General features: G+C 62.7%; 19 protein-coding genes and 1 pseudogene. 5 read left to right on the forward strand and 15 right to left on the reverse strand.

Annotated features, from left to right (window positions below):
• Positions 1-5: 5 nt before the first annotated feature.
• On the forward strand, positions 6-980 hold the full coding sequence (locus tag DK391_RS15475) for a helix-turn-helix domain-containing protein (protein ID WP_109478848.1): 975 nt from the start codon (positions 6-8) through the stop codon (positions 978-980).
• Between the two features lie 34 nt (positions 981-1,014).
• On the opposite strand, the gene DK391_RS15480 is transcribed toward DK391_RS15475, so the two are convergent.
• The 11 genes from DK391_RS15480 to gnd form a co-directional block, all read right to left on the reverse strand.
• Entirely contained in the window at positions 1,015-1,578 is a 564-nt protein-coding gene (locus DK391_RS15480) for a DUF2889 domain-containing protein (protein WP_239482834.1), read from the reverse strand.
• Positions 1,575-2,507, reverse strand: coding sequence for an FAD-binding protein (locus tag DK391_RS15485; RefSeq protein WP_109478849.1), 933 nt, complete (start codon positions 2,505-2,507; stop codon positions 1,575-1,577). The genes DK391_RS15480 and DK391_RS15485 overlap by 4 nt, the downstream gene beginning before the upstream one ends.
• 14 nt (positions 2,508-2,521) lie before the next feature.
• Positions 2,522-3,271, reverse strand: coding sequence for an electron transfer flavoprotein subunit beta/FixA family protein (locus tag DK391_RS15490; RefSeq protein ID WP_109478850.1), 750 nt, complete (start codon positions 3,269-3,271; stop codon positions 2,522-2,524).
• A 46-nt stretch (positions 3,272-3,317) separates the two neighbouring features.
• Positions 3,318-4,127, reverse strand: coding sequence for a CoA ester lyase (locus DK391_RS15495; RefSeq protein ID WP_109478851.1), 810 nt, complete (start codon positions 4,125-4,127; stop codon positions 3,318-3,320).
• A gap of 19 nt (positions 4,128-4,146) precedes the next feature.
• Complete coding sequence (locus tag DK391_RS15500) at positions 4,147-4,896, reverse strand: GntR family transcriptional regulator (RefSeq protein WP_239482843.1); 750 nt, start codon at positions 4,894-4,896, stop codon at positions 4,147-4,149.
• A gap of 71 nt (positions 4,897-4,967) precedes the next feature.
• Entirely contained in the window at positions 4,968-6,158 is a 1,191-nt protein-coding gene (locus tag DK391_RS15505) for a CoA transferase (RefSeq protein ID WP_109478853.1), read from the reverse strand.
• Positions 6,155-7,339, reverse strand: coding sequence for an acyl-CoA dehydrogenase family protein (locus tag DK391_RS15510; protein ID WP_109478854.1), 1,185 nt, complete (start codon positions 7,337-7,339; stop codon positions 6,155-6,157). Before DK391_RS15510 ends, DK391_RS15505 begins: the two co-directional genes overlap by 4 nt.
• Before the next feature lie 34 nt (positions 7,340-7,373).
• On the reverse strand, positions 7,374-8,780 hold the full coding sequence (locus tag DK391_RS15515) for an MmgE/PrpD family protein (protein ID WP_109478855.1): 1,407 nt from the start codon (positions 8,778-8,780) through the stop codon (positions 7,374-7,376).
• A complete protein-coding gene (locus tag DK391_RS15520) occupies positions 8,777-10,168 on the reverse strand; it encodes an MFS transporter (protein WP_109478856.1) in 1,392 nt (463 codons plus the stop codon). Before DK391_RS15520 ends, DK391_RS15515 begins: the two co-directional genes overlap by 4 nt.
• Positions 10,169-10,275: 107 nt before the next feature.
• The gene (locus DK391_RS15525) at positions 10,276-10,779 is read right to left on the reverse strand and encodes a MaoC family dehydratase (protein ID WP_109478857.1); all 504 of its coding nucleotides are present in this window, start codon (positions 10,777-10,779) and stop codon (positions 10,276-10,278) included.
• A 214-nt stretch (positions 10,780-10,993) separates the two neighbouring features.
• A complete protein-coding gene (gene gnd / locus DK391_RS15530) occupies positions 10,994-12,016 on the reverse strand; it encodes a phosphogluconate dehydrogenase (NAD(+)-dependent, decarboxylating) (RefSeq protein ID WP_109478858.1) in 1,023 nt (340 codons plus the stop codon).
• 713 nt (positions 12,017-12,729) lie between these two features.
• Between gnd and DK391_RS15535 the strand changes: the two genes are divergently transcribed.
• From DK391_RS15535 to DK391_RS15550, 4 genes and pseudogenes are all read left to right on the forward strand, one after another.
• Complete coding sequence (locus tag DK391_RS15535; protein ID WP_109478859.1) at positions 12,730-13,992, forward strand: efflux RND transporter periplasmic adaptor subunit; 1,263 nt, start codon at positions 12,730-12,732, stop codon at positions 13,990-13,992.
• Positions 13,993-14,007: 15 nt separating this feature from the next.
• Positions 14,008-17,139 (forward strand): annotated as a pseudogene (locus DK391_RS15540) (efflux RND transporter permease subunit).
• The gene (locus DK391_RS15545) at positions 17,136-20,486 is read left to right on the forward strand and encodes an efflux RND transporter permease subunit (protein ID WP_109478860.1); all 3,351 of its coding nucleotides are present in this window, start codon (positions 17,136-17,138) and stop codon (positions 20,484-20,486) included. The pseudogene DK391_RS15540 and the gene DK391_RS15545 overlap by 4 nt, the downstream one beginning before the upstream one ends.
• A 35-nt stretch (positions 20,487-20,521) precedes the next feature.
• Positions 20,522-21,952 (forward strand): efflux transporter outer membrane subunit, encoded by a 1,431-nt coding sequence (locus DK391_RS15550; RefSeq protein WP_239482844.1) that lies wholly within the window; start codon positions 20,522-20,524, stop codon positions 21,950-21,952.
• Between the two features lie 24 nt (positions 21,953-21,976).
• Here the strand turns inward: DK391_RS15550 and DK391_RS15555 are convergent, their stop codons facing one another.
• From DK391_RS15555 to antA, 4 genes are all read right to left on the reverse strand, one after another.
• Positions 21,977-22,975: an AraC family transcriptional regulator gene (locus tag DK391_RS15555; RefSeq protein ID WP_109478862.1), complete on the reverse strand. Its 999-nt coding sequence runs from the start codon at positions 22,973-22,975 to the stop codon at positions 21,977-21,979.
• Between the two features lie 88 nt (positions 22,976-23,063).
• Positions 23,064-24,104, reverse strand: coding sequence for an anthranilate 1,2-dioxygenase electron transfer component AntC (antC, locus tag DK391_RS15560; RefSeq protein WP_109478863.1), 1,041 nt, complete (start codon positions 24,102-24,104; stop codon positions 23,064-23,066).
• 16 nt (positions 24,105-24,120) lie between these two features.
• The gene (gene antB, locus DK391_RS15565) at positions 24,121-24,618 is read right to left on the reverse strand and encodes an anthranilate 1,2-dioxygenase small subunit (protein ID WP_109478864.1); all 498 of its coding nucleotides are present in this window, start codon (positions 24,616-24,618) and stop codon (positions 24,121-24,123) included.
• Between the two features lie 3 nt (positions 24,619-24,621).
• Positions 24,622-26,010 (reverse strand): anthranilate 1,2-dioxygenase large subunit, encoded by a 1,389-nt coding sequence (gene antA / locus DK391_RS15570; RefSeq protein WP_109478901.1) that lies wholly within the window; start codon positions 26,008-26,010, stop codon positions 24,622-24,624.
• Between the last annotated feature and the right edge of the window lie 39 nt (positions 26,011-26,049).

Here is a 26,049-nt window from a genome sequence, read left to right on the forward strand (position 1 = left end):
CGACCATGAAACCAGCCTACGAACATGTCGAGTTCGGCGACGACTGTTCCGTCCGGGTTTACCATCGGCGGCTGCCGCGCATTCCGTTCGAGTGGCATCACCACCCGGAGTACGAGTTGACTCTGACCATGAACAGCCACGGCAAGCGCTACATTGGCGACTCGGTCAGCGACTACGAAGCGGAAGATCTCGTGCTGGTGCCGCCCGATCTGCCGCACACGTGGGCATCGAACCGGTCGGTCGATGCGTCGGCGCCGCAGGTGGCTATCGTGATCTGGTTCGACGGCGACTGGGCGCGGCGCATGGCGGATTGCTGCCGTGAATACGAGCCGCTGCGCAAGCTGTTGCGCAGAGCCGCGAGCGGTCTCGCATTCGATCCGCCTGCAGGGGAATGGATGCGCGGCCGGCTGGAGACGTTGTTGTCGAACGTGCCGCGCGAACGGCTCGGCACGGCACTCGATATTCTCTGCACACTCGCCGACTCGCCGGGCCACCCGCTTGCGTCGCCGAGCGCCTTCAATCAGACCAGCACCGGCCCGTCGGGCCATGAACCCGAGCGGATCAATCGCGTACTGTCGATCATCGACGCGCGCTTTGCCGAACCGCTGAAGCTGTCGGAGCTTTGCGCGGCGGCCAGCCTGTCGGAACGCACGCTCACGCGCTATTTCGTGCAGCACATCGGCGAGAGTGTCGGGCGCTACATTGCGCGCGTGCGCATCGGGCATGCGTGCCGGATGCTGGCCGATACGTCCTTGCCTGTTGCCGTTATCGCGGCGCGATCGGGGTTTGCGAACGTGGCCAATTTCAACCGGCAGTTCAAGGCGGCGCGGCAAGCCACGCCCGCCGAGTATCGTCAGCAGTTCCTCGCCGCAGGATCAGCCGATCAGGCTGCTGCCGCCCGGCTGACCGAGCGTTCTCCTTCGTTGCAAAGGAAGCGGAAACCACCGCGCGGAAAAGACGGCGAAGCGGACGCGGGATAGTCGATCACGTCCGCGTCGCGTAGCCGGTTCGGCTTCAGATGCTGTCAGCCTTGTACCATTTCGGATGAAACGCCTTGACGATCGGACCGTCCGTTCTGAGCGCGTGGCAGCCGTCAAGCTGAAACGGCCGCTCGGTCGCGCTGGCGTTGAGTTCTTCGCTCATGGTCTGAAACGCAGCCGTGGCGACTGCGCCGATCAGTTCGGTCATGTGCGTGCAGCCGTTCACGCCACCGAACAGGCTTCGTGCCTCGCGCATGAAGCCCGCCCCGAGTTTCATGCCTTTGAGCTTGCCATAGCTGACTGCAATCGCATCACAGTAGCCGGCGTAGGGAATGGTCATCGACTCTACATGCACGTCCCGTATGACGAAGTCGATGCCGATGGTGATACGCAGCAGCATCTCGTGAATCGGCTGCCCTGCCTTCACGAATACGCCGTGCGACGCGCGATCATAGGATTTGGTGTCGCGCAGATGCCCTTCGATGTCGTACAGGCCGTCCGCGCGCCGATAACCCTGCAACGCGATGTTCCGCGTATGCAGCGGCATGCGGTCCTGATCGCGGGCGTCCTGTAGCGCCGGAGGCGACACCTCGCTCACAGTTCGCTCACGAATTCCGGCACCACAGCGAACAGATCGCCCACGAGACCGTAATCGGCGACGCTGAAAATCGGCGCTTCTTCGTCCTTGTTGATGGCAACGATCACCTTCGAGTCCTTCATGCCGGCCAGATGCTGGATCGCGCCCGAGATACCGACGGCAATATACAGTTGCGGCGCGACGATCTTGCCAGTTTGACCGACCTGATAATCGTTCGGCACGTAGCCGGCATCGACGGCTGCGCGCGATGCGCCCAGTGCTGCTTGCAGTTTGTCTGCCAGCGGTTCGAGCACCTTCGTGTAGTTCTCGCCGCTGCCCAGACCGCGGCCACCCGAAACAATAATGTTCGCCGACGTCAGTTCCGGACGATCCAGCTTCGTCACTTCGCGGCTCACGAACTGCGAGATGCCTGCGTCAGCGGCTGCTTCGACCTTTTCGACCGCTGCGCTGCCACCTTCCGCTGCAACCGCATCGAAGCCCGTAGCGCGCACCGTGACGACCTTGATCGAATCTTGCGATTGCACGGTTGCGATCGCGTTGCCTGCGTAGATCGGGCGCTCGAACGTATCGGCGCTCACAACCGCCGTGATCTCGCTGATCTGCGCGACGTCGAGCTTCGCGGCGATACGCGGCGCAATGTTCTTGCCGTAAGCCGTTGCTGGCGCGAGGATGTGCGAATAGTCCTTCGCGATGTTCAGCACCGTCGCTTCGACGTTTTCCGCGAGGCCTTCGGCGAGTTGCGGCGCGTCAGCCAGCAGCACTTTCGCTACGCCAGCAACTTTCGCAGCCGCATCAGCCGCGCTTTGTGCGTTGTGGCCAGCGACCAGCACGTGCACATCGCCACCGATCTTCCGCGCGGCAGCAACCGTATTCAGCGTCGCTGCCTTGAGCGCCGCGTTGTCATGTTCAGCAATGACGAGAATAGCCATACCGTGAATCCCCTTTACAGAACCTTGGCTTCGTTCTTGAGCTTGTCGACCAGCGTCTTCACGTCGGCCACCTTCACACCAGCCGAGCGCTTCGGCGGCTCGCTGACCTTCCGCGTCTTGAGACGCGGCGTAACGTCGACGCCCAGGTCTTCCGGCTTCACGATTTCGAGCGGCTTCTTTTTCGCCTTCATGATGTTCGGCAGCGTGACGTAGCGCGGCTCGTTCAGGCGCAGATCGGTCGTGACCACGGCGGGCAGCGTCAACGACAGCGTCTCCGCGCCGCCATCGATTTCACGCGACACCGTCGCCTTGCCGTCTGCCACGACAACCTTCGATGCAAAAGTAGCCTGCGGCAAATCCGCCAGCGCAGCCAGCATCTGGCCGGTCTGGTTCGAATCGTCGTCGATCGCCTGCTTGCCAAGAATGACGAGCGAAGGTTGCTCCTTATCGACCAGCGCCTTCAGCAACTTCGCCACAGCCAACGGCTGCAGATCTTCCGCCGACTCGACCAGCACCGCCCGATCCGCGCCAATCGCCAGCGCCGTGCGCAATGTCTCCTGACACTGCGCAACGCCGCACGACACGGCGATAACCTCGCTGGCAACACCCGCTTCCTTCAGGCGCACGGCTTCTTCAACCGCAATCTCGTCGAACGGATTCATCGACATCTTCACGTTCGCAATGTCGACGCCCGTGCCATCCGATTTCACGCGGACTTTCACGTTGTAATCGACTACCCGTTTCACTGGAACCAGAACCTTCATCCTTTCTCTCTCCGATGGCCGCGTGTTGATACGCGTCTCTAAACGCTCACGCGGCCTGAATTCGCTTCGCACGATCGACGATCGGCTTGTCGACCAGTTTTCCATCCACCGAAATCGCGCCGCGCGGATTCTCCGCGAGCGCCGCCAGCACGCGCGCCGCCCATGCGCGCTCGGCCTCGCTCGGCGCGAAGCCGCCATTCACGGCATCGACCTGCTTCGGATGAATGCATAGCTTGCCGCCGAAACCGAAGCGGCGCGCATCGAGCACATCGGCCGCGAGCAGTTGCGCGTCATCGGTGGCGAGCGTCACGCCGTCGATGGGCGCCGGCAGTCCCGCAAAGCGCGACTCGATCACGAACTGCGAACGCACGTAATCCAGTTCACGCCCGCTTCCGTCGATACCCGCATCGACGCCGAAATCGAACGATCCAAACGCCAGCCGCGCGACGCCCTTGCAATGCGCCACCTCGCGCAACCGCACGACGCCAGCGACGCTTTCCACCAGCGCGATCAGTTGCGCGCCGTCCGCGCTGCGTGCGGCGACATCGGCGAGTTGCAGCGCGTCTTCTGCTTTCGGCACCATCACACGTTGCACGCCTGCCGCACGCAGCATCGCGACATCGTCCTCGTGCCACGGCGTACCGAATGCATTGACGCGCACGACGATCCGCGCACGGTCGGCATCGGCGAGACCGGCACGCAGCCACGTGGCGATCTGATCGCGCGCATCCGTTTTCGCATCGATGGCCACGGCATCTTCGAGATCGATGACGACCTGATGCGCGGATGTGGCAACGGCCTTGGCAAAGCGCTCCGGACGGTCGCCCGGAACGAACAGATAGCTGCGTGCAATCATGCAAGATCCCGTGAAGGCTTCAGGTGCCCGTCCATCCACGCTGGAAGGTTTCGGAGTAGCTGAAGCGCTCGGCGGGATGAATGCTGATCGATGCCTCGACCACTTCGCCCCGCCGGTTGATATAGCGGCGCAACAGCCAGAGCGCCGGCGCACGCGCCTTCGCATTGACGATACGCGCGATGTCGGCGGTCAGCGCGACCGCCTTGATTTCCTGCTGAACCTGCGTGATCTGCTCGCCGAACTGCTGCTCGATCATCGTGAAGATAGGCGTATGCGGCTGATCCTCGATGCCCGTCAGCGAGCGGAACGCCGGCTGGATATACACCTCCGTATGACATATCGGATCGACGCTTTCAGGCGAACGGCGGATGCCTTCCAGCCGAAGCCATGTTTCGCCCGGCTTCGCCTGCAGCATCGCGCACAGCGATGCGTCGGAGACTTCCACCGTCTCTTTCTTCAGTATCTGCAGCACCGTATCGGCCGTGTATCGATGCAGATCGCTCAACTCCTGCATCACCTGCCGATAGCTGCCTTCGGCGCTAACCGCCTTGACCGTCGTTCCGACGCCTGCCTGACGGACCACCATGCCCAGTTGCACGAGTTGCTTGACGGCCTCGCGGACCGTCGAGCGGCTCGCGCCGAACTGCTCGCACAGTTCGAACTCGGTGGGAATGGTCGAGCCGACGGGAAAGCGTCCGCTTTGAATTTCGTTGATGAGCGTCTGCGCCAGTTGCATGTAGCGAGGCTGCTGACCGAGCACGTTAACCATCTTTTGCACGCACGATGAAGGATTGACGAACGGATCCGCCCGCTGCGCCTCATCGTGCGTGGCCAGAATGGTCATTGCACGACACCGCCTTCGCGCAGCCCGGCGATCCGATCAGCATCGTAACCGAGTTCGGCCAGAAGCCTGGCGTTGTCTTGCCCCAGTTCGGGCGCGGCGCGCATCGGCAGCGGCTCGTCGACGCGCACGGGCGCCGCCACGCCACGGATTTTTCCGAAGCGCGGATGCTCGGCATCGACGACGCTTTCACGTTCGGCGACGAACGGATTCTCGAGCGCCTCGCGGATGTCGTAGACGGGCGCGGCGGGCACGCGGCCACCCAGCCGTTCCATCCACTCCGCCGTGGTGGCGCGCGACAGCGCTGCATCGAGTTCGCGCTCGACCAGATCGCGGTTCGCCAGACGCGCCTTGAAGCTGGAGAAACGTTCGTCGGTGACCCATGACGGACGGTCGAGCATCTCGGCCAGCACGCCCCAGAACTTTTCCTTGTTGCACATCAGGAAAATCCAGCCGTCTTTCGTCTTATACAACTGGCTCGGCGTCAGCGACGGGTGCGCGGAACGCCGGTCGCGGCCTGTCACCACATCGCCGTTCAGATACCACGTCGCAACATAAGCGAGGTTATGCAGCGCCACGTCGAACAGGCTGGTGTCGAGATCGCGCCCGATGCCCGTCGCGCGTGCCTGCACGAGACCTGCAAGCAAGGCCATTGCGGCGGTCGTGCCCGTCATCAGATCGATGATCGACAGGCCGAAGCGCGCGGGCGGCGCATCGGGTTCGCCCGTCACCGACAGATAGCCCGCTTCCGCCTGCATCAGATAGTCGTAACCGGGCCACGACGCGCGGCTACCTGTGCGGCCATATGCGGACAGATGCGCGCACACGATGGCCGGGTTCGCCTCTTTCAACTGGTCGTACGTCACGCCCAGCTTCACAGGCAGATCGCCGCGCAGATTGTTGAACACGGCGTCGGCCGTCTTGACCAGATCGAGCAGCACTTCGCGCCCTTCCGGTTTCTTCAGGTCGAGCGTCAGACTGCATTTGTTGCGGTTGAACGCCTCGAAGAAATGGCTATCGCCTTCACCGAAAAAGTGCGGCCCGACACTGCGGCCCACGTCGCCGCCTTCGCGGAAATTCTCGATCTTGATCACTTCCGCGCCGAGATCGGCGAGATGTTGCGTGGCGAACGGGCCCGCGCCGTATTGTTCGACGGCGACGATGCGCACGCCGGAAAGTGGCAGGCTCATGCAGGGTTCCTCGCAATCAGCATCTTCGCGATGATCAGGCGCTGCATCTCATTGGTGCCCTCGCCGATGGTCAGCAGCGGTGCATCGCGATACAGCCGCTCGACGTTGTATTCCTTCGAATAGCCGTACGCGCCGTGAATGCGCATCGCTTCCATGCTGTTTTCTACGGCGGCTTCTGTCGCGAAGTACTTGGCCATGCCCGCTTCCATGTCGCAGCGCAGGCCCTTGTCGTAGGCACGCGCGGCGGAATCGGTCAGGAGACGCGCGGCTTCGACACGCGTAGCCATTTCGCCGAGCTTCAGCGCAATCGCCTGATGCTCGCAGATCGGCTTGCCGAACGTCTTGCGTTGCTGCGAGTACGACACGGCTTCATCGAGCGCAGCCTGTGCGACGCCCACACCGCGCGCCGCCACGTTGATACGGCCCAGTTCCAGACCGCTCAGAATCTGCTTGAGTCCCAAGCCTTCTTCGCCGCCGATCACACGCGAAACAGGCACGCGGAAATCCGTGAAGGTCAGTTCACACGTATCGATGCCTTTATAGCCGAGCTTCTGCAACTGACGGCTCACTTCGTAACCCGGCCCTTTCTCGACGATCAGCAGGCTCATGCCTTTATGACGCGGCTGCGCATCGGGATCGGTCTTCACCAGCAGCGCGAGAATGTTGCCGTACTTGCTGTTGGTGATCCACGTCTTGCTGCCGTTCACCACATACTCGTCGCCATCGCGCTTCGCGACGGTGCGGATCGCCTGCAGATCGGTGCCGCAATCCGGCTCCGTCAGCCCGATGCCGCCGCGCAGTTCGCCCGTCGCCATGCGCGGCAGGAACTCACGCTTCTGCGCTTCCGTGCCGTTACGCTGGATCGTCATCGCCATGATCAGATGCGAATTGATGATGCCGCTCACCGACATCCACACGGCAGAAATACGGTCGACGATCTTCGCGTAAGTCGACGTCGACAGCCCGAGGCCGCCGTACTCCGTCGCGATCAGACAGCCGAACAGGCCCATCTCCTTCATCTTCTCGACGATCTCGTGCGGGTATTCATCTTTTGCATCGAGGTCGTGCACATAGGGTTTGACTTCCGTCTTCAGGAAGCGGTCGAGCATGTCGAGAATCAGCGTTTCGTTCTCGGCGTATTCGTTCGCATCCTGTTGCGGGTCGATGTCGATCGTGGCCATCATTTCTCCTGGTGTTGCCTGTTCATTGAACTCGTTACGATGCGCGCAACACGCTGGCCAGCGCGCGCGTCGGTTGCTGGTCGAGCGACAGCACGGCTTCGCAGATGCGATCCGCTTCGCCGCGCGATACGCTGCGCAGCGCGTTGTCGTAGAACTTCGCGACGATGTCGTCGTTGCTCAGCGGCCGGTCCGCCGAGCCGCGGTTGATCGCCTCGCGATGCACGAGACGCCGGCCATCGCGTGTGTAGACAATCACTTCGCCCGTGTAGTGGTGCGGGAAGGTCGTATCGGGATCCGCTTCGTGCGTCACGCGTGCTGCAAGTGCGCGCGTGGCTTCGTCGGCGAGTGCGGCAGGGTCGAGATCGTCGAGCGTGAAGCGGCCATGCAGCAGACCTGTCGCGACGATGTACGGAATGCTGAACTGCGCGTCATAGCTGTTCGAAGGCTTCTGCTTGTTCGCGACCGGTTCGCAGACAATCGGGATCGTCGCTTCCGGCACACGCGCGACCACGCGTTCGATTTCATCCGCACGCAAGCCGTGCTCGCGGAACAGCGCAATCGCCGCATCCGACGATGCATGCGTGAAGTGACACGCGGGAATCGGCTTGAGCGACACATCGTCGATTTCCCACGTTTCACCCAGCCCTTGCGTGGCGAGCGCGAGATCCGGCGCTTCGGATGAATCCTTCAGATACAGCGCATACAAGCCGAAACGCCCTTCGTACGGCGCACCCGGACCGACGTAGCCATGCTTCGCGAGCGTCGCCGCCGTGCTGCCCGAGACTGCGGCCCAGCCTGGATGAAGACGCTTGGTCCACGCGCCGTCCTGCAGGAACTCGAGATTGCCCGATGCCATGGAGAGTGCGATGCCTTGTGCATGTCGAGCCGCCTCCTCGTTCAGATTGAGCAGACGCGCAGCCCCCAGCGCGCAGCCGAACACCGCAGCCAGTCCGGTGGGATGAAAGCCGGCGTGATGAAAGCCGCTCTTTGCCGCTGCACCGACGCGCGTCGACACTTCCATTGCGCACAGATAGGCCAGCAGCAGATCGGCGCCGCTCGCGTTTTCGCGTTCAGCGAGGTTGAATGCGCATGGCAACGCACTCGCTGTCGAATGAATCACGCCGCGTGCATGCGTGTCGTCGAAATCGAGGCTGTGGATCAGCAGACCGTTGAGCAGCATCGCGTCGCGCAACGCGAGCCGTTCGCGATGGCCGAAGACCGTTGCTCCGCCCGTGCCGAGTTCCTGCATCGCTGCAAGCGTCGACGTTGCGTACGGCAGGCCCAACGTCGCGTACGAGAGACCGATGCTGTCGAGCATCAGATGCTTCGCGCGTTCGCGCACGTCGCGCGGGACATCGTTGAGTTGCAACCGGGTCGTGAAAGCTGCGAGCCGTTGTGAAATGGTGTGTGCCTGCTGCTGCATCTCGTTGCGTGCGTTCATCGCGTGGCTCCCTGGTGATTGAGCGATAACTCATTGGCGGTGCCTTCTTCATCGGGCGATACGTCTTCCAGCGAGAACTGGTTCGCATCCACGCCCAGGCTCACGACGGCGATCACGAGCAGAAGCAGCACACCCGCCACCATGCCGAGCACGCCAAACAGGCCCCACTGCGCAAACAGGATCACGGCAGCGTATGACGTCAGCATCGACGCGATCCGTCCGCACACGCCTGCCACGCCCGTGCCTCGCAAACGCAATGCAGTCGGGAACAGCTCCGGCACATAACCGAACAGACCCAGCGTGACGATGCCGAAGATGCAACTCACCAGCGTGAAGCCCACGATCGCAATGGCCGCATTCACCGTCATCTGCGGATAGATGAAGCCGAGCACGATTGCGATGATGCAGTACATCACCAGCCCTTTCGCACGGCCCAGGCGGTCAGCTGTCAGATAGCCGAGCACGGCGCCGAACGGCGCGCCCAGCGACATCAGCGTGGTAAAGCCCAGCGAGGTCACCACGTCGCGGCCTTCGTGCACGAAGAACGTGGGCAGCCACGCGACGAAGCCATACACCGACACGTTCACGGCGACAGCCGTCAACGCCGCCGTCAACGTGCGGGCCAGCATGCCGCGGCGGAACAGCGCCGACAGCGGCACGCGCGGCACGACGAGGTTTTGCGTGCGGGCACATTCGGGCAGCGGACCTTTTTCGCGCGCCACTTCAGCTTCGATTGCGCTGACGGTCTGCTCCGCTTCCTGCGTGCGTCCCACCGACTCGAGCCAGCGCGGCGACTCCGGCATACGATGACGCAGCGCCCACACGATCACCGCGCCGATGCCCGCAATGCCGAACATCCAGCGCCAGCCGAGATGCGGAATCACCAGATAGCCGACGCTCGTCGCGACCACCAGCCCCGAGTTGACGATCAGTCCCAGCAGCGAAATCCAGCGGCCGCGATAACCTGGCGGAATGAACTCGCACAGCGTGCCCGCCGCGACGACCAGTTCCGCGCCCAGTCCGATCCCCATGATGAAGCGCGCGCCGATCAGCCACTGGATGCTCGGTGCAAACGCCGCGACGAACGACATCACGCCGAACAGCGCGAGATTGAACTGATACGACGAACGGCGGCCGAAGCGGTCGCCCAGATAGCCGGACAGACCCGCGCCGAGCACCATGCCGAGAAAGCCCGACGAAACGAACAGCGCGTTCAGTTGCAACGTGGAAAAGCCCGCCTTGAGCATCGCCGCCGACACGCCGCCCGCAAGGTAGATATCGAACGCATCGAGGCAGGCGCCCGCGCTGATGAGTCCGAGTATCTTCCAGTGAAAGCGTGCCATCGGCAGGCGGTCTAGCCGCGCGCCTGAGCTTACGAATTGACTCACAGTTGTCTCCGGTACTGTGACGGTGAACCGCGCCTCACGCCGCTCTGCGGCAGCTATGTCGGCGATGCGGTATGAACGGCGGGCATGCATGGCCCGCCATCGGGAATTCAGTCTTCAGCCGTGCCGTGACCGCGCTTCGCGATCAGCGCCGAGCGGATGTAGTCGAGCACCGGCTTGCCGTCCTGATTGAAAGCGCGCGTATGAACCGTGACGATGCCTTGCGTCGGGCGCGACTTCGACTCGCGCACTTCGAGCACTTCGGATTCGGCATACAGCGTATCGCCAGCAAACACAGGGCCCGTCAGGCGGATTTCCTTCCAGCCGAGATTCGCAATGGCCTTGCCGCTGACGTCGTTGACCGACATGCCGAGCACGATCGCCACCGTCAGCCCGCTGCTCACCAGCAGCTTGCCGAACTCGCTCTTCGACGCGTGATGCGCATCGCAATGCATCGGATGGAAGTTCATCGTCAGCAGCGAGAACTGGATGTTGTCGGCGTCGGTGATGGTGCGGCCCGGCCGGTGTTCGTAGATGTCTCCTACCGTGAAGTCTTCGAGATACCGGCCATAGCTGGCCCGATAGCGCTGCTTGCCTACTCTGTCCGAATGCATATCTGCCTGCTCCTGTCTTAATTGTCACTTTGTACGGACAAAGTATCGGACGTGCGAAAGGACGCGTCAAGCGCGATGAGGCTACGGTAAACCCTGGGGAACGATGTTGACGGTGGGTTCCGGGATCGATCCGGAACGTGTGGAAAACCGGCGACGGCACGCAGGCGCGTCACGCGCGACGGTCGTGTCGCGCGTGCGCTGCCGCTTTCTTCGACTACCCTTTCGAACCCGGCTTTTCCGCGTGACCGCCGAAGTCCTTGCGCATCGCCGACAGCACGCGATTCGCAAAATCCGCTTCGCCGCGCGACGAGAACCGCGCGAACAGCGCGGCGCTCAGAACAGGCACGGGCACGCCTTCGTCGATGGCGGCGTCGATGGTCCAGCGGCCTTCGCCTGAATCCGATACGCGGCCCGCGAAGTCCTGCAGATTGCCGTCGCGCGACAGTGAGCCTGCGATCAGATCGAGCAGCCACGAACTGATCACGCTGCCGCGCCGCCACACTTCGGCGATATCGCCGAGATTCAGATCGTATTGATAGAACTGCGGATCGCGCAGCGGCGAGGTTTCCGCGTCGATCTCGCGCGACTGCATGCCGGCGTTCGCGTGGCGCAGGATGTTCAAGCCTTCCGCGTACGCGGCCATCATGCCGTACTCGATGCCGTTGTGAACCATCTTGACGAAGTGGCCCGCACCTTGCGGCCCGCAATGCAGGAAGCCCTGTTCGGCCGTGCTGCCATCCTGCTGCCGTTCCGCCGAGCGCGGCGCAGCGCCGGCGCCCGGCGCGAGCGCGGCAAACACCGGTTCGAGATGCTTCACGATGTCCTTCTCGCCGCCGATCATCAGGCAATAGCCGCGCTCGCGGCCCGCAACACCACCGCTCGTGCCGACATCGACGTAATGCAAACCCTTCGCACCGAGTTCTTTGCCGCGCCGGATGTCGTCGTGATAGTGCGAGTTGCCGCCGTCGATCACGATGTCGCCGGGTTCCAGCAGCGGCACCAGTTTGTCGAGTGTTGCATCGACCACGGCAGCCGGCACCATCAGCCACACGGCACGCGGCTTTGCCAGTTTGGCGACGAAATCTTCGAGCGATGTTGCACCCGCCACGCCCTCCTGTTGCAAACGCTGCACCGCAGCGGGCTGCACGTCGAACGCGATGCACTGCTGACCACCTGCCGTCAGACGCCGCACCATATCGGCGCCCATGCGTCCCAGTCCAATCATTCCAAGTTGCATGTGCTGCTCCTGACAATGAAGGTCAAATGAATTCGCGGATAGCTGCGTTGCACGCGCGGCGTCGAACCGGGCCGCCGATGCGCGAGGCTCGCCAACCGCACAGTGCGCTTCTACGAGAGCGCTTGTGGGCCCGAAAGTTCCGGCGGGACGCGCTACCGGCGCGCTTCGAGCCTCCGCGACGCCACGCCCGAACCCGTGCCCAGCTTCAGGCGCGTGCCACCTGATTTCAACATCCTTTCAATTTACACTATTAAACACGGCATAAATGGCCGATATCGACGTGTGCCTTCGGGCAATTCCTGCCGCTTTGAACGTACATCGAGAAGTCTTGCGCGCAGTGTCTCGCGATATGTTGCAACCATGTAACTCTAGTCTTGCAACTGACAGGTACATTGATGCTCACGATGTTCGATCAACGCAAGCAGCCCTTTATTCTCAAGCCTCTGTGCACGATGCCTGACACCTGCGTCCCATCGCGCGACATGCTTCGAATGAATCGCCATGCACCGGGAGCGTTGATTTACGGCATATCCTTGATGCAGCATTACCGCTCATTACGGATTGCTTTGCAACGAAGCACCCCGAACGGTTGCGCGGTCTCAGCCTCACAATCTGCTTGCGGCTCGATAACAATTCGCCAAAGGAACGAGAGTGATAACGCATAACAATCCGCACAGGCTCAGCGCCTTTTTCATGCAAGGCGGGAGGAAGTCATGAGCGAAGCCCTCACACAACAGCCGAAGCGCTCGCGACGCGGACTGATTGTCTTTGTCCTGATCGTGCTGGTGCTCATCGCGATCGTCGTGGTCCATCTGCTGACACGCAAGAAGCCGTCGCGCGAGACGCCGCCCATCGTCGTCACGGTGTCGAATGCAACGACCGGCTCGATGCCCGTCACGCTCAGCGAACTCGGCACGGTCACGCCGACGGCCACGGTCACCGTGCTGCCGCAACTGAGCGGCTATCTGACGGAAGTCGGCTATCACGAAGGCGATGAAGTGCAGAAAGGCCAGTTCCTCGCCCAGATCGACCCGCGTCAATATCAGATCAGCAAACAGCAGGCGGAAGCCGCGCTCGCGAAAGACCGCGCGTCGCTGGCGCAGGCGCGCGCCGATCTGGCGCGCTTCACGCAGTTGAACGAGCACAAGTCCATCGCGCAGCAGACCTTCGAGGACCAGCAGTTTCTCGTGCAGCAGGACGAAGCGACCGTCAAATCGGATATCGCCAATATCGCCCAAATCGATCTCGACCTCGCCTATTGCCACATCACCGCGCCCGTATCCGGCAAAGGGGGCTTGCGCCTCGTCGATCCGGGCAACTACGTGACGGCATCCTCGTCCACGGGCATCGTCGTCATCACGACGATCAAGCCGACCACGGTTCAATTCACCGTGCCGCAAGACTCGCTTGCGAACATCGTCCAGCGGCTCAACACGGGCGCGAAGCTGCCTGTCACCGCGTATTCGAGCGACAACACCCGCGAGATCGCCACGGGCACGCTGTACGCCGTGAGCAACCAGATGGCCACCGCGACGGGCACGGTCACCTTGCGCGCGACCTTCGCCAACGATAACGAAGCGCTTTTCCCCAATGAGTTCGTCAACGTGAAGCTGCTGGTCGATACGTTGCAGGACGCCGTGCTCGTGCCGACGGCTGCCGTGCAGACGGGCGCGCCCGGCGACTTCGTGTATCTCGTCAACGCGAACAACACAGTGTCCGTGCACAAGGTGACGATCGGACCGAGCGACGGCAAGAACACCGTGATCACGGCGGGTCTGTCGGCGGGTAACACCGTGGTGACGGACGGCACCGACCGGCTCAACGACGGCGCGAAGATCCAGCCGACGCACGGACGGCCTGGTGGATCGAAAGCGCCTGCGGCGGCGTCGGGTGCTGCTGGCGGTGAAGCATCGGGTGCCGCTGCAGGTGCCGCTTCGGGTGCAAGCGCAGCGTCGGACGCTGCCGCTTCGTCATAGCAGGCACACGCGCCGATGAACATCTCGCGTCTTTTTATTCTCCGGCCGGTCGCCACGCTGCTGCTGATGATCGCCGTCGTGCTGGTCGGCATTGTCGCGATGCGGGTGCTGCCCGTGTCGTCGCTGCCGAACGTCGACTATCCGACCATTCAGGTGCAGACCTTCTACCCTGGCGCGAGCCCGAGCGTGATGGCGACCACGGTCACGGCGCCGCTCGAAGTGCAGCTTGGTGAAATACCCGGCCTGCAGCAGATGACGTCGTATAGCTCCGATGGCGCCTCCGTCATCACGTTGCAGTTCGATCTCTCGCTGAACCTCGATATTGCCGAGCAGAACGTCCAGCAGGCTATCAATGCGTCGAACAGCTAGCTGCCTTCGGGCCTGCCCGCGCCGCCAACCTACGCGAAGGTCAACCCCGCCGACCAGCCGATCCTGACGCTCGCCGTCACGTCGAAGTCGATGTCGCTCACGCATCTCGAAGACGTCGCCAACAACCGGCTTGGCACGAAGATCTCGGAAGTGTCGGGCGTGGGCGTGGTGACGACGAGCGGCGGCAACGTGCCCGCGATCCGCGTCGAAGCGGACCCGCACAAGCTCGCCGCCTACGGCCTGAATCTCGACGATCTGCGCACGCTGCTGAGCTACGTCAACGTGAGCCAGCCGAAGGGCAACTTCGACGGCCCCGATCTCGACTACACGATCAACGGCAACGACCAGATCACCGATCCGAACGATTACCTGAACACGGTGATCGCCTATCAGAATGGCTCGCCCGTGTTCATGCGCGATGTCGCGCGCGTAAGCCAGGCCGCACAGGACGTCGAGCGCGGCGCGTGGTACAACGGCTCGCCTGCCATCGTGCTGAACGTGCAGCGGCAGCCGGGCGCGAACGTGATCGCCACCGTCAACCAGATCAAGAAGGTGTTGCCGCAACTCGAATCGACGCTCCCCGCCGGCATGCAGGTGACGGTGGTGTCAGACAGTACGGGCGTGATCCGTTCGTCCGTGTCCGATGCCGCGTTCGAACTGATTCTCGCCATCGTGCTGGTGGTGGCCGTGATCTTCGTGTTCCTGCGCAACGTGCCCGCCACGCTGATTCCGAGCGTATCGGTGCCGGTTTCGCTGATCGGCACGCTGGCCGTGATGTATCAGCTGAACTATTCGATCGACAATCTCTCGCTGATGGCGCTGATCATCGCGACGGGTTTCGTGGTCGACGATTCGATCGTGATGATCGAGAACATCGTCCGCTATCTGGAGGAAGGCAAGACGCCACTCGAAGCCGCGCTGGAAGGCGCGGGCCAGATCGGCTTCACGATTCTGTCGCTGACCATTTCGCTGATTGCCGTGCTGATCCCGCTGCTGTTCATGGGCGGCGTGATCGGACGGCTGTTCAGCGAATTCGCGGTGACGTTGGCCGTGACCATCGTGATCTCCGCCGTCGTCTCGCTGACCGTCGTGCCGATGCTCTGCGCGCGCATGCTGCGGGCGCAGGCCGAGCGTCATCCGAGCCGCTTCGAGCGGATCAGCGAGGGCCTGTTCGACAAGACACTGCATGCCTATGACCGTGGCTTGCGCTGGGTGCTCGATCACCAGTTGCTGACGTTGATCGTCTTTCTGGTGACGGTGGTGCTGACGGGCATTCTCTATGTGGTGATTCCGAAGGGACTGTTTCCGGTGCAGGATGTCGGCGTGATCGAAGGGATCAGCGTGGCCGACAACTCGGTGTCGTACAGCGCGATGGTCAACCGCCAGACCGCACTCGCCGATGAAATACTGAAAGACAAGGACGTGGTCTCGCTCACGTCGTATGTGGGCATCGACGGCACCAATTCGACGCTGAACAATGGCCGCTTCCTGATCAACCTGCGCGACCGCGACAAGCGCTCCGACACGGCGCAAGAAGTGGCGCGGCGGCTGCAGCAGGAAGTCGCGCACGTGCCAGGCGTCAAGCTCTACATGCAGCCCGAGCAGGATCTGACGCTCGACACCACCGTCTCGCCGAACCAGTACAGCTTCGTGCTGCGCGGCCCAAGCCAGCAGGCGTTCCAGAAGTACGTGCCTGCACTGATCGAGCGCATGAAGCAGATTCCGTCGCTCGCCGACGTACAAAGCGACATGAACACGGACGGCCTGAGCGTGAACGTCGAAGTGAACCGGCAGCTTGCGGCGCGCTTCGGCATCACGCCCGCGACCATCGACAACGCGCTCTACGATGCACTCGGCCAGCGCATCGTTTCGACCATCTTCGAGCAGTCGAACCAGTATCGCGTGATTCTCGTCGCGAAGCCCGAGACGCTGCCCAATGTGCAGTCGATCGGCAACATCTATCTGCCGAGCCAGACCAGCAGTTCGGGACAGGTGCCGCTATCGGGCATCGCGAAGATCAACATCACGAAGTCGCCGCTCGTGATCAGCCATCTTGCGCAGTTCCCATCGGTGACTGTCTCGTTCAACCTCGCGCCGGGTGCGTCGCTCAGCACGGCTGTGACGGCCATCCACGAAGCCGAGCGCGCGGTCAGTCTGCCGCCGTCGATCACGTCGTCGCTGCAAGGCGCGGCGCAGGCGTTCGAGGATTCGCTGTCGAGCGAGGTGTATCTGCTGATCGCCGCGCTGGTCGCCGTGTATATCGTGCTCGGCGTGCTGTACGAGAGCTTCATTCACCCGGTGACGATTCTCTCGACGCTGCCGTCCGCCGGCATCGGCGCACTGCTCGCACTGATGATCGCGGGCAGCGATCTCGACGTGATCGGCATTATCGGCATCGTGCTGCTGATCGGCATCGTCAAGAAGAACGCGATCATGATGGTGGACTTCGCGCTCGAAGCCGAACGCGTGCATGGCAAGCCGCCGCGCGAGGCCATTTTCGAGGCGTCGCTGCTGCGCTTCCGGCCGATCCTGATGACCACGCTCGCCGCCATGCTCGGCGCACTGCCGATGCTGCTCGGCTCCGGTACCGGCTCGGAACTGCGCCGCCCGCTGGGTCTGGCGATCATCGGCGGGCTGACACTGAGCCAGATGCTGACGCTGTTCACCACGCCCGTCATCTATCTGTACTTCGACCGCATGGCGGCACGCGTGCGGCGCTGGCGCAACCGCAACACGCCTGACGCACTGCCCGGCGACGAAGCGGAGGGCACGCGTTGAACATCTCGGCGCTCTTCATCCGTCGCCCCGTTGCGACGACGCTGCTGGCATTCGCGATCCTCATTTCAGGCGTGCTCGCGTATTTCCGGCTGCCTGTCGCGCCGCTGCCGAATATCGCGTTTCCCGTGATCGTCGTGCAGGCGAACATGGCGGGCGCGAGCCCCGAGATCATGGCGTCGACGGTGGCCGAGCCGCTCGAACGCAGGCTCGGCACAATCGCCGATGTGGAGGAACTGACCTCGATCAGCTATGTGGGCTCGTCGCAGATCGTGATCGAGTTCGGCCTGAAGCGCGACATCAACGGCGCGGCGCGCGACGTCGAAGCGGCCATCCAGGCCGCGCGCGCCGACTTGCCGACCACCTTGCGCAGCAATCCGACTTACCGTCAGTTCAATCCCGCCGATGCGCCGATCATGGTGCTCGCGCTCACCTCCGACACGCTCACCAAGGCGCAACTCTACGATTCCGCCGATTCCGTGATCCAGCAGCAGCTGTCGCAAATCAACGGTGTCGGGCAGATCACGGTCGGCGGCGGCGCGTTGCCATCCGTGCGCGTGGAGTTGCAGCCGGGCAAGCTGAACAGCTATGGCATCGGCCTCGAGGACGTGCGCGCTTCCATCAGTGCAGCGAACGCCGATAGCGCCAAAGGTCATCTCGACACGGGCGACCAGCGCTATGTCGTCACATCGAACGATCAGATCACGCACGCCGCGCCCTATCGCGATCTCGTGGTCGCGTATCGCAATGGCTCGCCCGTGCATCTGCGCGACGTCGCCGAAGTGCGCGACTCGAATGAAAACATCCGTAACGCAGGTCTTTTCAACGGGCAATCGGCGATTCTCGTGATCGTCTATCCGATGCCGGGCAGCAACGTCGTCAACACGGTGCAGCAGATCCGCAGCGTGCTGCCGTCCATCGAGGCGACGTTGCCGAGCAGCGTGCACGTGAATGTGGCGATCGACCGCTCGGAATCTGTGCGATCGTCAGTGGGCGACACGGAGCGCACGCTGTTTATCGCCGTGCTGCTGGTGGTGGGCGTGGTGTTCATTTTCCTGCAGTCGCCGCGCGCCGTGCTGGTGCCCGCGGTGGCGCTGCCACTGTCGATCATCGGCACGTTCGGGCCGATGTACCTGCTTGGGTACAGCATCGACAATCTGTCGCTGATGGCACTCACCATCGGCACCGGCTTCGTGGTGGACGATGCCGTCGTCGTGCTGGAAAACATCGTGCGGCACATGGAACTGGGCTTAAGTCCGAAAGAAGCCGCGCTCAAGGGCAGCGGCGAAGTCGGCTTCACGGTGATCTCGATGAGCATTTCGCTGATCGCCGTGTTCCTGCCCATCATGCTGATGCCGGGCGTGGTCGGCCTGCTGTTCCATGAATTCGCGGTCACGCTTTCCATCGCGATCCTGATCTCGCTGGTGATCTCGCTCACGGTCACGCCCGCAATGTGCGCGTATGCGCTCAGCCGCGAGAATGCCGGCCACGCAAACTGGCGCTGGGCCGCGTGGATCGAACGGCAATTCGAGCGCTTCAAGTCGATGTACTCGCGCTCGCTGGCAGCCGTGCTCGATCACTCGCTACTCGTGATCCTGCTGCTGTTCGCGCTGCTGGTCGGCAACGTGTTCCTCTTCAAGCTGGTGCCGACCACGTTCTTCCCCGAGCAGGACACGGGCATTCTGATCGGCCAGATCATCGCCGACCAGAGCATCTCCTTCACGGCGATGCAGAAGAAGCTCGCGCAGTTGCAGGCGATCGTGCAGAAAGATCCTGCCGTGCTGTCAGTGGCGGGATTCACGGGTGGCCGCGCGTTGAATACGGCCAACGTGTTCATCGAACTCAAGCCGCTCGCCCAACGTCACGCTACAGCGACGCAGGTGGTGAACCGGCTGCGGCCCAAGCTGAATGCGGTGTCGGGTGCGCGGCTCTTTATTCAGGCGCAGCAGGATCTGCGCATCGGTGGACGGCAATCGGCGGCTGAATACCAGTACACGCTGACCAGCGACGATTCCGCCGCGCTCTTCAAGTGGACGCCATTACTTGTCGCCGCGCTTGCCAAACAGCATGGCCGGCTGCTCGATGTGAACTCCGATCTGCAGCAAAACGGCTTGCAGACGTACCTGACGATCAGCCGCTCGACGGCGGCACGCTACGGCTTCCAGCCGAACCAGATCGACAACGTGCTGTACGACGCCTTCGGTCAGCGCACGGTGTCCACCATCTATAACCCGCTCAACCAGTATTTCGTCGTGATGGAAGTGGCGCCGGAGTACTGGCAATATCCGCAGACGCTCAATCAGATTTACCTCAGCACGGCAGCAGGCAACGCGACGGGCACGGATCAGACGCAGATGCCGGGCGCCACGGTCTCGGGCGTGACGCCTTTTACGGCGCAGAGCACGAGTACATCATCGGCGTCTTCCAGCACCAACGCTCTGAATTCGAACGCGCAGGCCAATGCGACCACCAACAGCATCGCCAACAGCAAGGGCGGCAGTTCGACGGGCAGCGCGGACAGCACGTCGGCGGAAACGATGGTGCCGCTCGGCGCGCTCGCCACGTGGACCAACAGCCACACCGCGACGCAGGTGAACCACCAGAGCGGCCTCGTGGCCGCGACGATATCGTTCAACCTGCCCGCAGGCGGTTCGCTCAGCGAGGCCGCCGACGCCATCAGCGAAACGAGCCGCGAGATCGGCATGCCCGCCACCGTGCACGGCTCGTTCGCGGGCGCGGCGGCCGCCTATTCGCAATCGATGGGCACGGTGCCGCTGCTGGTGCTCGCGGCACTGTTCGTCGTGTATATCGTGCTCGGCGTGCTGTACGAAAGCTCGATCCACCCGCTGACGATTCTCTCGACGCTGCCCTCGGCAGGCATCGGCGCGACGCTCGCGCTGCTGATCTTCGGCACGCCGTTCTCGGTGATCGCGATGATCGGCATCATCCTGCTGATCGGTATCGTGAAGAAGAACGGCATCATGATGGTGGACGTGGCGATCCAGTTGCAGCGCCAGGAGAACAAGTCGGCGCGCGACGCGATTCACGATGCCGCCGTGATCCGCTTGCGGCCGATCATGATGACCACCTTCGCCGCCGTGCTCGGCGCCGTGCCGCTCGCCATCGGCATCGGCCAGGGCGCGTCGCTGCGCCAGCCGCTCGGTATCACCGTGATGGGCGGCCTGATCCTCAGCCAGATGTTCACGCTCTACACCACACCTGTGATCTATCTCTATCTCGACCGGCTGCGCGCCAGGCTGGTCAGATGGGCCGCGAATTTGCCGTGGAACCGCGACGGGGGCGGCGCTGCACCACCGGCACCGACAGGACAATCGGAAACGAAGGCATGACCATGAAGACTCACCGCCAGACAGCCAGACGCGGCATGCGTGGCGCTCACCTGCGCTTCGCTGCGCTGCGCCCGCTCGCCATCGCTGCGCTGGCGCTGCTCGCCAGCGCCTGCACAGTCGGCCCCGACTATCACCGGCCACAGGTCAACGTGCCCGCCACCTATTCGGAACTGCCGGGCTGGGCCCTGGCGCAGCCCACCACGGCGGGACCGAAGGGCGACTGGTGGACCGCCTTCAACGATCCGCTGATGAACGAACTGGAGCCGCTCGTCTCGGTGTCGAACCAGACGGTTCGCGAGGATTACGCCAACTATCAGCAAGCGCTGGCCGAAGTGCGGGCCGCGCATGCGAGCCTGTTCCCGACCGTCACCGCAACCGGCTCCGGCACGCGCTCACGGTCGTCGGTGGGCAACGGGGCGCGCGTCGTGAACGCCGGCACGCTGGAAGGCGACGTGAACTGGGCGCCCGACATCTGGGGGCAGGTGCGGCGCACCGTCGAGGAAAGCAAGGCGACGGCGCAATCCGACGAAGCCACACTGGCCTTTGCGACGCTCACCGAACAGGTCGCGCTCGCCACTGCCATCATCGAACTGCGCACCAGCGACGCCAATATCGACATCCTGCAACGAACCGTGAAGGAGTATCAGCAGTATCTCGACGTGGTGGCCGAGCAGGACAAGGCCGGCACCATTCCGCCGAGCGATCTGATCACCGCACGCACGCAGCTGGAAACCGCGCAGTCGAACCTGATCGCGCTCGGCGTGGCGCGCGCCCAGGATGCGCATGCCATCGCCGTGCTTGTCGGCAAGAACCCGGAGGAGATGTCGTTCGGGCACAGCACGATGATGCCCGTGCTGCCGGATGTACCTGTCGGTGTGCCGTCCACTTTGCTCGAACGGCGTCCCGACATCTCTGCCGCAGAGCGCAGGATGGCCGCGCAGAATGCAGCCATCGGAGTGGAAGTGGCCGCGTATTACCCGAACATTTCTATTTCAGGGCTGGCGGGCTTCACGCAATCGCCGCTGTCGGGCTTGCTGCGCGTGTCGAACTATGTGTGGTCGCTGGGTGGCAGCGCGACGGAAACGCTGTTCGACGGCGGGCTGCGCAGTGCCAATGTGGATGCCGCGAAATCCGCCTACGATGCCGCCGTCGCGAACTATCGCGGCACGGTGCTGAAGGCCTTTCAGAACGTCGAGGACGATCTGTCGGGGCTGCGCATCCTGGCCGAGCAATCGACCGTGCTGGACACGGCGGTGCGCGACGCCAATCGCGGCGTCGAGATTGCGTTCAACGAGTATCAGGCGGGTACGGTGGACTACACCACGGTCGCAACAGCGCAAGCCACGCAGTACAACACGCAGCAGACGGCGCTGAGCGTGCAGGAATCGCGGCTGCTGGATGCGGCGTCGCTATTTGGCGATCTGGGTGGGGGATGGTCGACGGATCTGCTGCACGAGGCGCGGTGAGTTGCACGCTTCACACGCAGACGATCACGCCCGGATTGCTCTTTTGAGCGTCTGCGAAGGCGTTTCGCCAAACATCGCCTTGTATTCGACCGAGAAGCGGCCAAGGTGCGAGAAGCCCCAACTCATCGCGATAGACGACACGTTGCGATCCGAGCGATCGGCAAGGATTTCGCGCCGCACGGCTTCGAGCCGGAAACGCTTCAGATACGCGATGGGCGCCAGCCCGAAATGCTGCTTGAACCCGGCGAACAGTTTCGGACGGGCCACGCCCGCTGCGCGCTCGACATCTTCAAGCGTGATGTCATCCTGCGCGTGGTCGTGAATGAACTGGCGCGCCCGCAGCAGATAATGCGGACAGGCGGGCCGCAGCGCTTCCGTCAGCGCATCGGAGTAATTGTGCGGTTGTGCGAGCAGCAGCCCCTTGAGCAAGGCCTGTTCGAGATCGCCCACCATCTGCAGATGATTCAGCCAGCCGCCCGTGCGCTCCATCTCGCTGACGAGAAACTTCACCATCCTCCACCACGCCGACTGCTCGCCATTCGCAGCATCCATTTCGGGCTGGAACGCGATGGGTTCGTCGATGGGACGCTGCAACAGTCCTTCGAGCACCTGCCGCAATGCAGCACGCGGAATCGAGACAATCAGCTTGCGGCAATTGCCTGCAATCGACAGGTCTTGCACTTCATGCGGCGAAACGATCAGCCCTTTGTCGCAATCCGATAGCCAGAGCCGCCCGCGCGCGGCGAGTTCCTGCTGGCCCGTCACGGGCAGGCTGATGCTGTAGCAGTTGAGCGGCACCGCGTCGTTGATGGAGACGGTCACGTCGGTGCCGTATTCGACGAAGCCGAGCGTGCTCGCCATCGAGCGCAGCACGGTGCCCGAATGATTGAACTGCACGTCGCGCGGGCGGCGCACCTGCAATCCGTGCGGCCCGCAGATCGTGGCCATCCAGTCCAGCGCGCCCTCGACATCATGACGCAAAGCCTGAATGCCGCGACCGTCGCTCGCATTGTGGGAGGACATGGCTTCGACTACCGTGGGGTGAAGCTTCCATAGTAATCGAAGCCGGGCGCGAACAATATTCTTCGGTACGCGCCGCTGCGGCGCATCATCATGCCGTCTTTTGCGTACTGTTGCTGTCGGCGAATTTTTCGAAGTACAGCTGGTAATCCGTGATGCGCGAGTCCGTGAGCCACGTGCGGATCGCTTCGACCATCGGCGGCGGCCCGCACAGGTACATGTCGAACGCGTTCTCATCGAGAAACGCCAGCGGCAGGTGATCGGGAATCAGGCCCGTCTTGCCTTGCCATTGCGGCGCCGGATTCATCACGACGATCTCATGCGTAAAGCCTTCGATACGCTGCGCGTAAGCCTCTATACGCGCCACTTCGCACAGATCGCGCGCATTCGTGACACCGTAGTACAGATGCACCGGCTGCCCGCAACCGCCACGCTCGCCGAGTTCATCGAGCATGCCGAGGAAGGCGGAAAGTCCCGTTCCGCCCGCCACCATCACAAGCGGCCGCTCCACCTGACGCAGATAGAACGCGCCGAACGGGGCCTCGAATTCGATCGTCTGCCCGGCTTCACAACGATCGCGCAGATAGTTGCTCATGGCACCGTCGGGCAGCAGACGGATCAGGAACTGCAGCTGGTTGGCGTCGTTGGGCCTGTTCGCGAACGAATACGAACGCACTTCGCCTGTCCCGGGCACCGTCAGGCGCGCATACTGGCCCGGCAGAAAATCGAGCCGCTGCGCGTTCGCGCTGGCGTCGATATGCAGGATCGCCGTGGTTTCCGACACCTGCTGCACGCCCGTGACGATACCCGTCATGACGCTCGTGCCGCCCGCGCTGCAGAGCGTCGAATCGAAGTCGAAGTAGAACGACGCATCCGACTGCACGCGTGTCTGGCATGAGAGCATCGCGCGCTGTGTCAGGTCTTCTGCCGAGAGCGTTTCTTCATCGACATAGTCCTGCGTGTAGCTGCCCGACTCGCAGCGTCCCTTGCAGGTGCCGCATACGCCTTCGCGGCAATCGAGCGGGATGTTGATGCCGCTGCGCAAGGCTGCATCGAGCAGGATTTCATTGGGCCGAACCTCGAAAAACGTAGTCTTTCCGTCGGCGAAGTTAAAGGCGACCTTGTGGTTCATGGTTCGTCCCTCCCGCTTACAGATGATAAAAATCGAGCACAGCGTTGATCTTGTCGTTGAGCAGCAGCACATGCTTGCGACGGATCTTCCAGCTGTCGCCTTCAGGGCGCAGCCGGTAGGTTGCGCGGCCAAAGAAGTGCTCGGCAACGCCCTGACGTGCATAGAACGTCGTCCAGTTCGCCTTGACTTCGATCTCGCCGGGCGTGGCGTCATCGCACGCTGCGATTTTCACGTTGCTGATCTGGTGCATCGTGCGCGGCAGCGGCGTCGACGCCGCCGATTTGCCCGTGCGCAGACGGAACACGCGGTCTTCGAGACCACTGCGGTTCGTGTAATAGATCAGCGACATGCCGCGCTTCGGGTCCGTGGTGTATTCGTGTTCCGAGTCCCACTGCGGCACGTGAAATTCGCTGGCCTCGTCGAATAGCGCGAGGTATTCGTCCCAGTCCTGCAGATCGCAAAGCTCGGCCTTGCGATACAGAAACTGTTCAACCGATTGCTGACGTGCATCCATGATTCAAGCCTCCTCGCTGCTGCCGTTCTGTTTCGCGAGACCCTTGAGCAGATAGTCTCGCCATGCGCCATGCTGATTCACGTACAGACCTTCGTGCGTGAGTTCGGCGCCCGTCAATGCAGGGTTGATGCCAAGCAGGCGCGCATTGTCCGTCTCGCCTTGCACCCACTTGTGATGACCGCGCGAGATGTCGCTCCAGCGTTCGAGCCGCGCCTGAAAACCACGCTGCTGTTCGCGGAACTCGACGAGATCGTCGGGCGTGCCCATGCCGGACACATTGAAGAAGTCTTCGAACTGACGGATGCGGCTCTCGCGGTCCTGGTCCGATTCGCCCTTTACGCCGATGCACTGGCTGATCACTTCCGTCTTGTTCCATGCGACGGGGCGCACGATGCGAAGTTGCGAACTGATCTGATCCATGAAAAACAGGCTCGGATAGATGTTCAGATTGCGCAGCCGATGCATCATCCATTCGGCCTTCTGCTGGCCATAGGCTTCGACGAGACGCGGCATCACGCTCGCATAGCCGGGGCGCACGGCCGGATTGGGCATGTCGCTGAAGAGGACCGTGTGGCCGTTTTTGAACGCGAACCAGCCGTCGTCGGTTTCGGCATCGCCGGCGCCGAGCTTGCTGTAGTCGAGGGTCGAGTCGTTGCCCACGCCGTTCTTCGCGTTTTCATCCTGACGGCGCTGCACGGTGGCGACATAGTTGTAATGCACCGTGCTGACGTGATACCCGTCCAGGCCATTTTCGTTCTGCAGCTTCCAGTTGCCGTCGTAGCTGTAGGTGGATTTGCCCGGCAGCACTTCGAGTTCGCCCGTCGGCGATTGCGCGACCATCATGTCGAAGAAGATGCGCGAATCGCCCAGGTAATCTTCAAGCGTATTGGTCGCTTCCACATCCAGGCTGACGAACACGAAACCCTTGTAGCTGGCAATGCGTGCCTTCTTCAGGCCGCGCGCCGACTTGTCGAAGTCCTCGCAGTATTCGGCCGGCGCTTTCACCTTGACGAGCCGTCCGTCGTTCTTGTAGCACCAGGCGTGGAACGGGCAGGTAAAGGTGGACTGATTGCCCTTGCTCAGACGCGTGAGCGTCGCGCCGCGATGCTGGCAGGCGTTGATCATCGCGTGCAGCACGCCGCTGCCGTCGCGCGACACGATGAGCGGCTGACGGCCCGCGCGGATCGTGATGAAGTCGTGCGGCTTCGCGATCTCGCTTTCGTGACACGCGTAGATCCAGTTCTTCTCGAAGATCAGTTCCATCTCGAGTTCGAACAGTTGCGGTTCCGTGAACATCTCGCGGGCGATGCGGTAGACGCCCTCCGCGGGACGAAAGTCGATGCAACCGTCGACGAACGCTTGCCATTGAGCCGCGCTGCGATGCACGCTCACGATGCTTTCCGATGCAGGCATGTCAAGTCCTCAGTGGGG

The sequence above is a fragment of the Paraburkholderia sp. C35 genome (assembly GCF_003121405.1).
Classification (GTDB): domain Bacteria; phylum Pseudomonadota; class Gammaproteobacteria; order Burkholderiales; family Burkholderiaceae; genus Paraburkholderia.

Excerpts from the sequence above, each read along its gene's own strand:
- DK391_RS15505 (WP_109478853.1), bottom strand. The coding sequence starts at position 6,158 with ATGAGCCTGCCACTTTCCGGCGTGCGCATCGTCGCCGTCGAACAATAC.
- antB (WP_109478864.1), bottom strand. The coding sequence starts at position 24,618 with ATGGATGCACGTCAGCAATCGGTTGAACAGTTTCTGTATCGCAAGGCC.
- antC (WP_109478863.1), bottom strand. The coding sequence starts at position 24,104 with ATGAACCACAAGGTCGCCTTTAACTTCGCCGACGGAAAGACTACGTTT.
- DK391_RS15535 (WP_109478859.1), top strand. The coding sequence starts at position 12,730 with ATGAGCGAAGCCCTCACACAACAGCCGAAGCGCTCGCGACGCGGACTG.
- gnd (WP_109478858.1), bottom strand. The coding sequence starts at position 12,016 with ATGCAACTTGGAATGATTGGACTGGGACGCATGGGCGCCGATATGGTG.
- DK391_RS15550 (WP_239482844.1), top strand. The coding sequence starts at position 20,522 with ATGCGTGGCGCTCACCTGCGCTTCGCTGCGCTGCGCCCGCTCGCCATC.
- DK391_RS15525 (WP_109478857.1), bottom strand. The coding sequence starts at position 10,779 with ATGCATTCGGACAGAGTAGGCAAGCAGCGCTATCGGGCCAGCTATGGC.
- DK391_RS15495 (WP_109478851.1), bottom strand. The coding sequence starts at position 4,127 with ATGATTGCACGCAGCTATCTGTTCGTTCCGGGCGACCGTCCGGAGCGC.
- DK391_RS15490 (WP_109478850.1), bottom strand. The coding sequence starts at position 3,271 with ATGAAGGTTCTGGTTCCAGTGAAACGGGTAGTCGATTACAACGTGAAA.
- DK391_RS15510 (WP_109478854.1), bottom strand. The coding sequence starts at position 7,339 with ATGGCCACGATCGACATCGACCCGCAACAGGATGCGAACGAATACGCC.
- DK391_RS15500 (WP_239482843.1), bottom strand. The coding sequence starts at position 4,896 with ATGGTTAACGTGCTCGGTCAGCAGCCTCGCTACATGCAACTGGCGCAG.
- DK391_RS15555 (WP_109478862.1), bottom strand. The coding sequence starts at position 22,975 with ATGTCCTCCCACAATGCGAGCGACGGTCGCGGCATTCAGGCTTTGCGT.
- DK391_RS15515 (WP_109478855.1), bottom strand. The coding sequence starts at position 8,780 with ATGAACGCACGCAACGAGATGCAGCAGCAGGCACACACCATTTCACAA.
- DK391_RS15475 (WP_109478848.1), top strand. The coding sequence starts at position 6 with ATGAAACCAGCCTACGAACATGTCGAGTTCGGCGACGACTGTTCCGTC.
- DK391_RS15485 (WP_109478849.1), bottom strand. The coding sequence starts at position 2,507 with ATGGCTATTCTCGTCATTGCTGAACATGACAACGCGGCGCTCAAGGCA.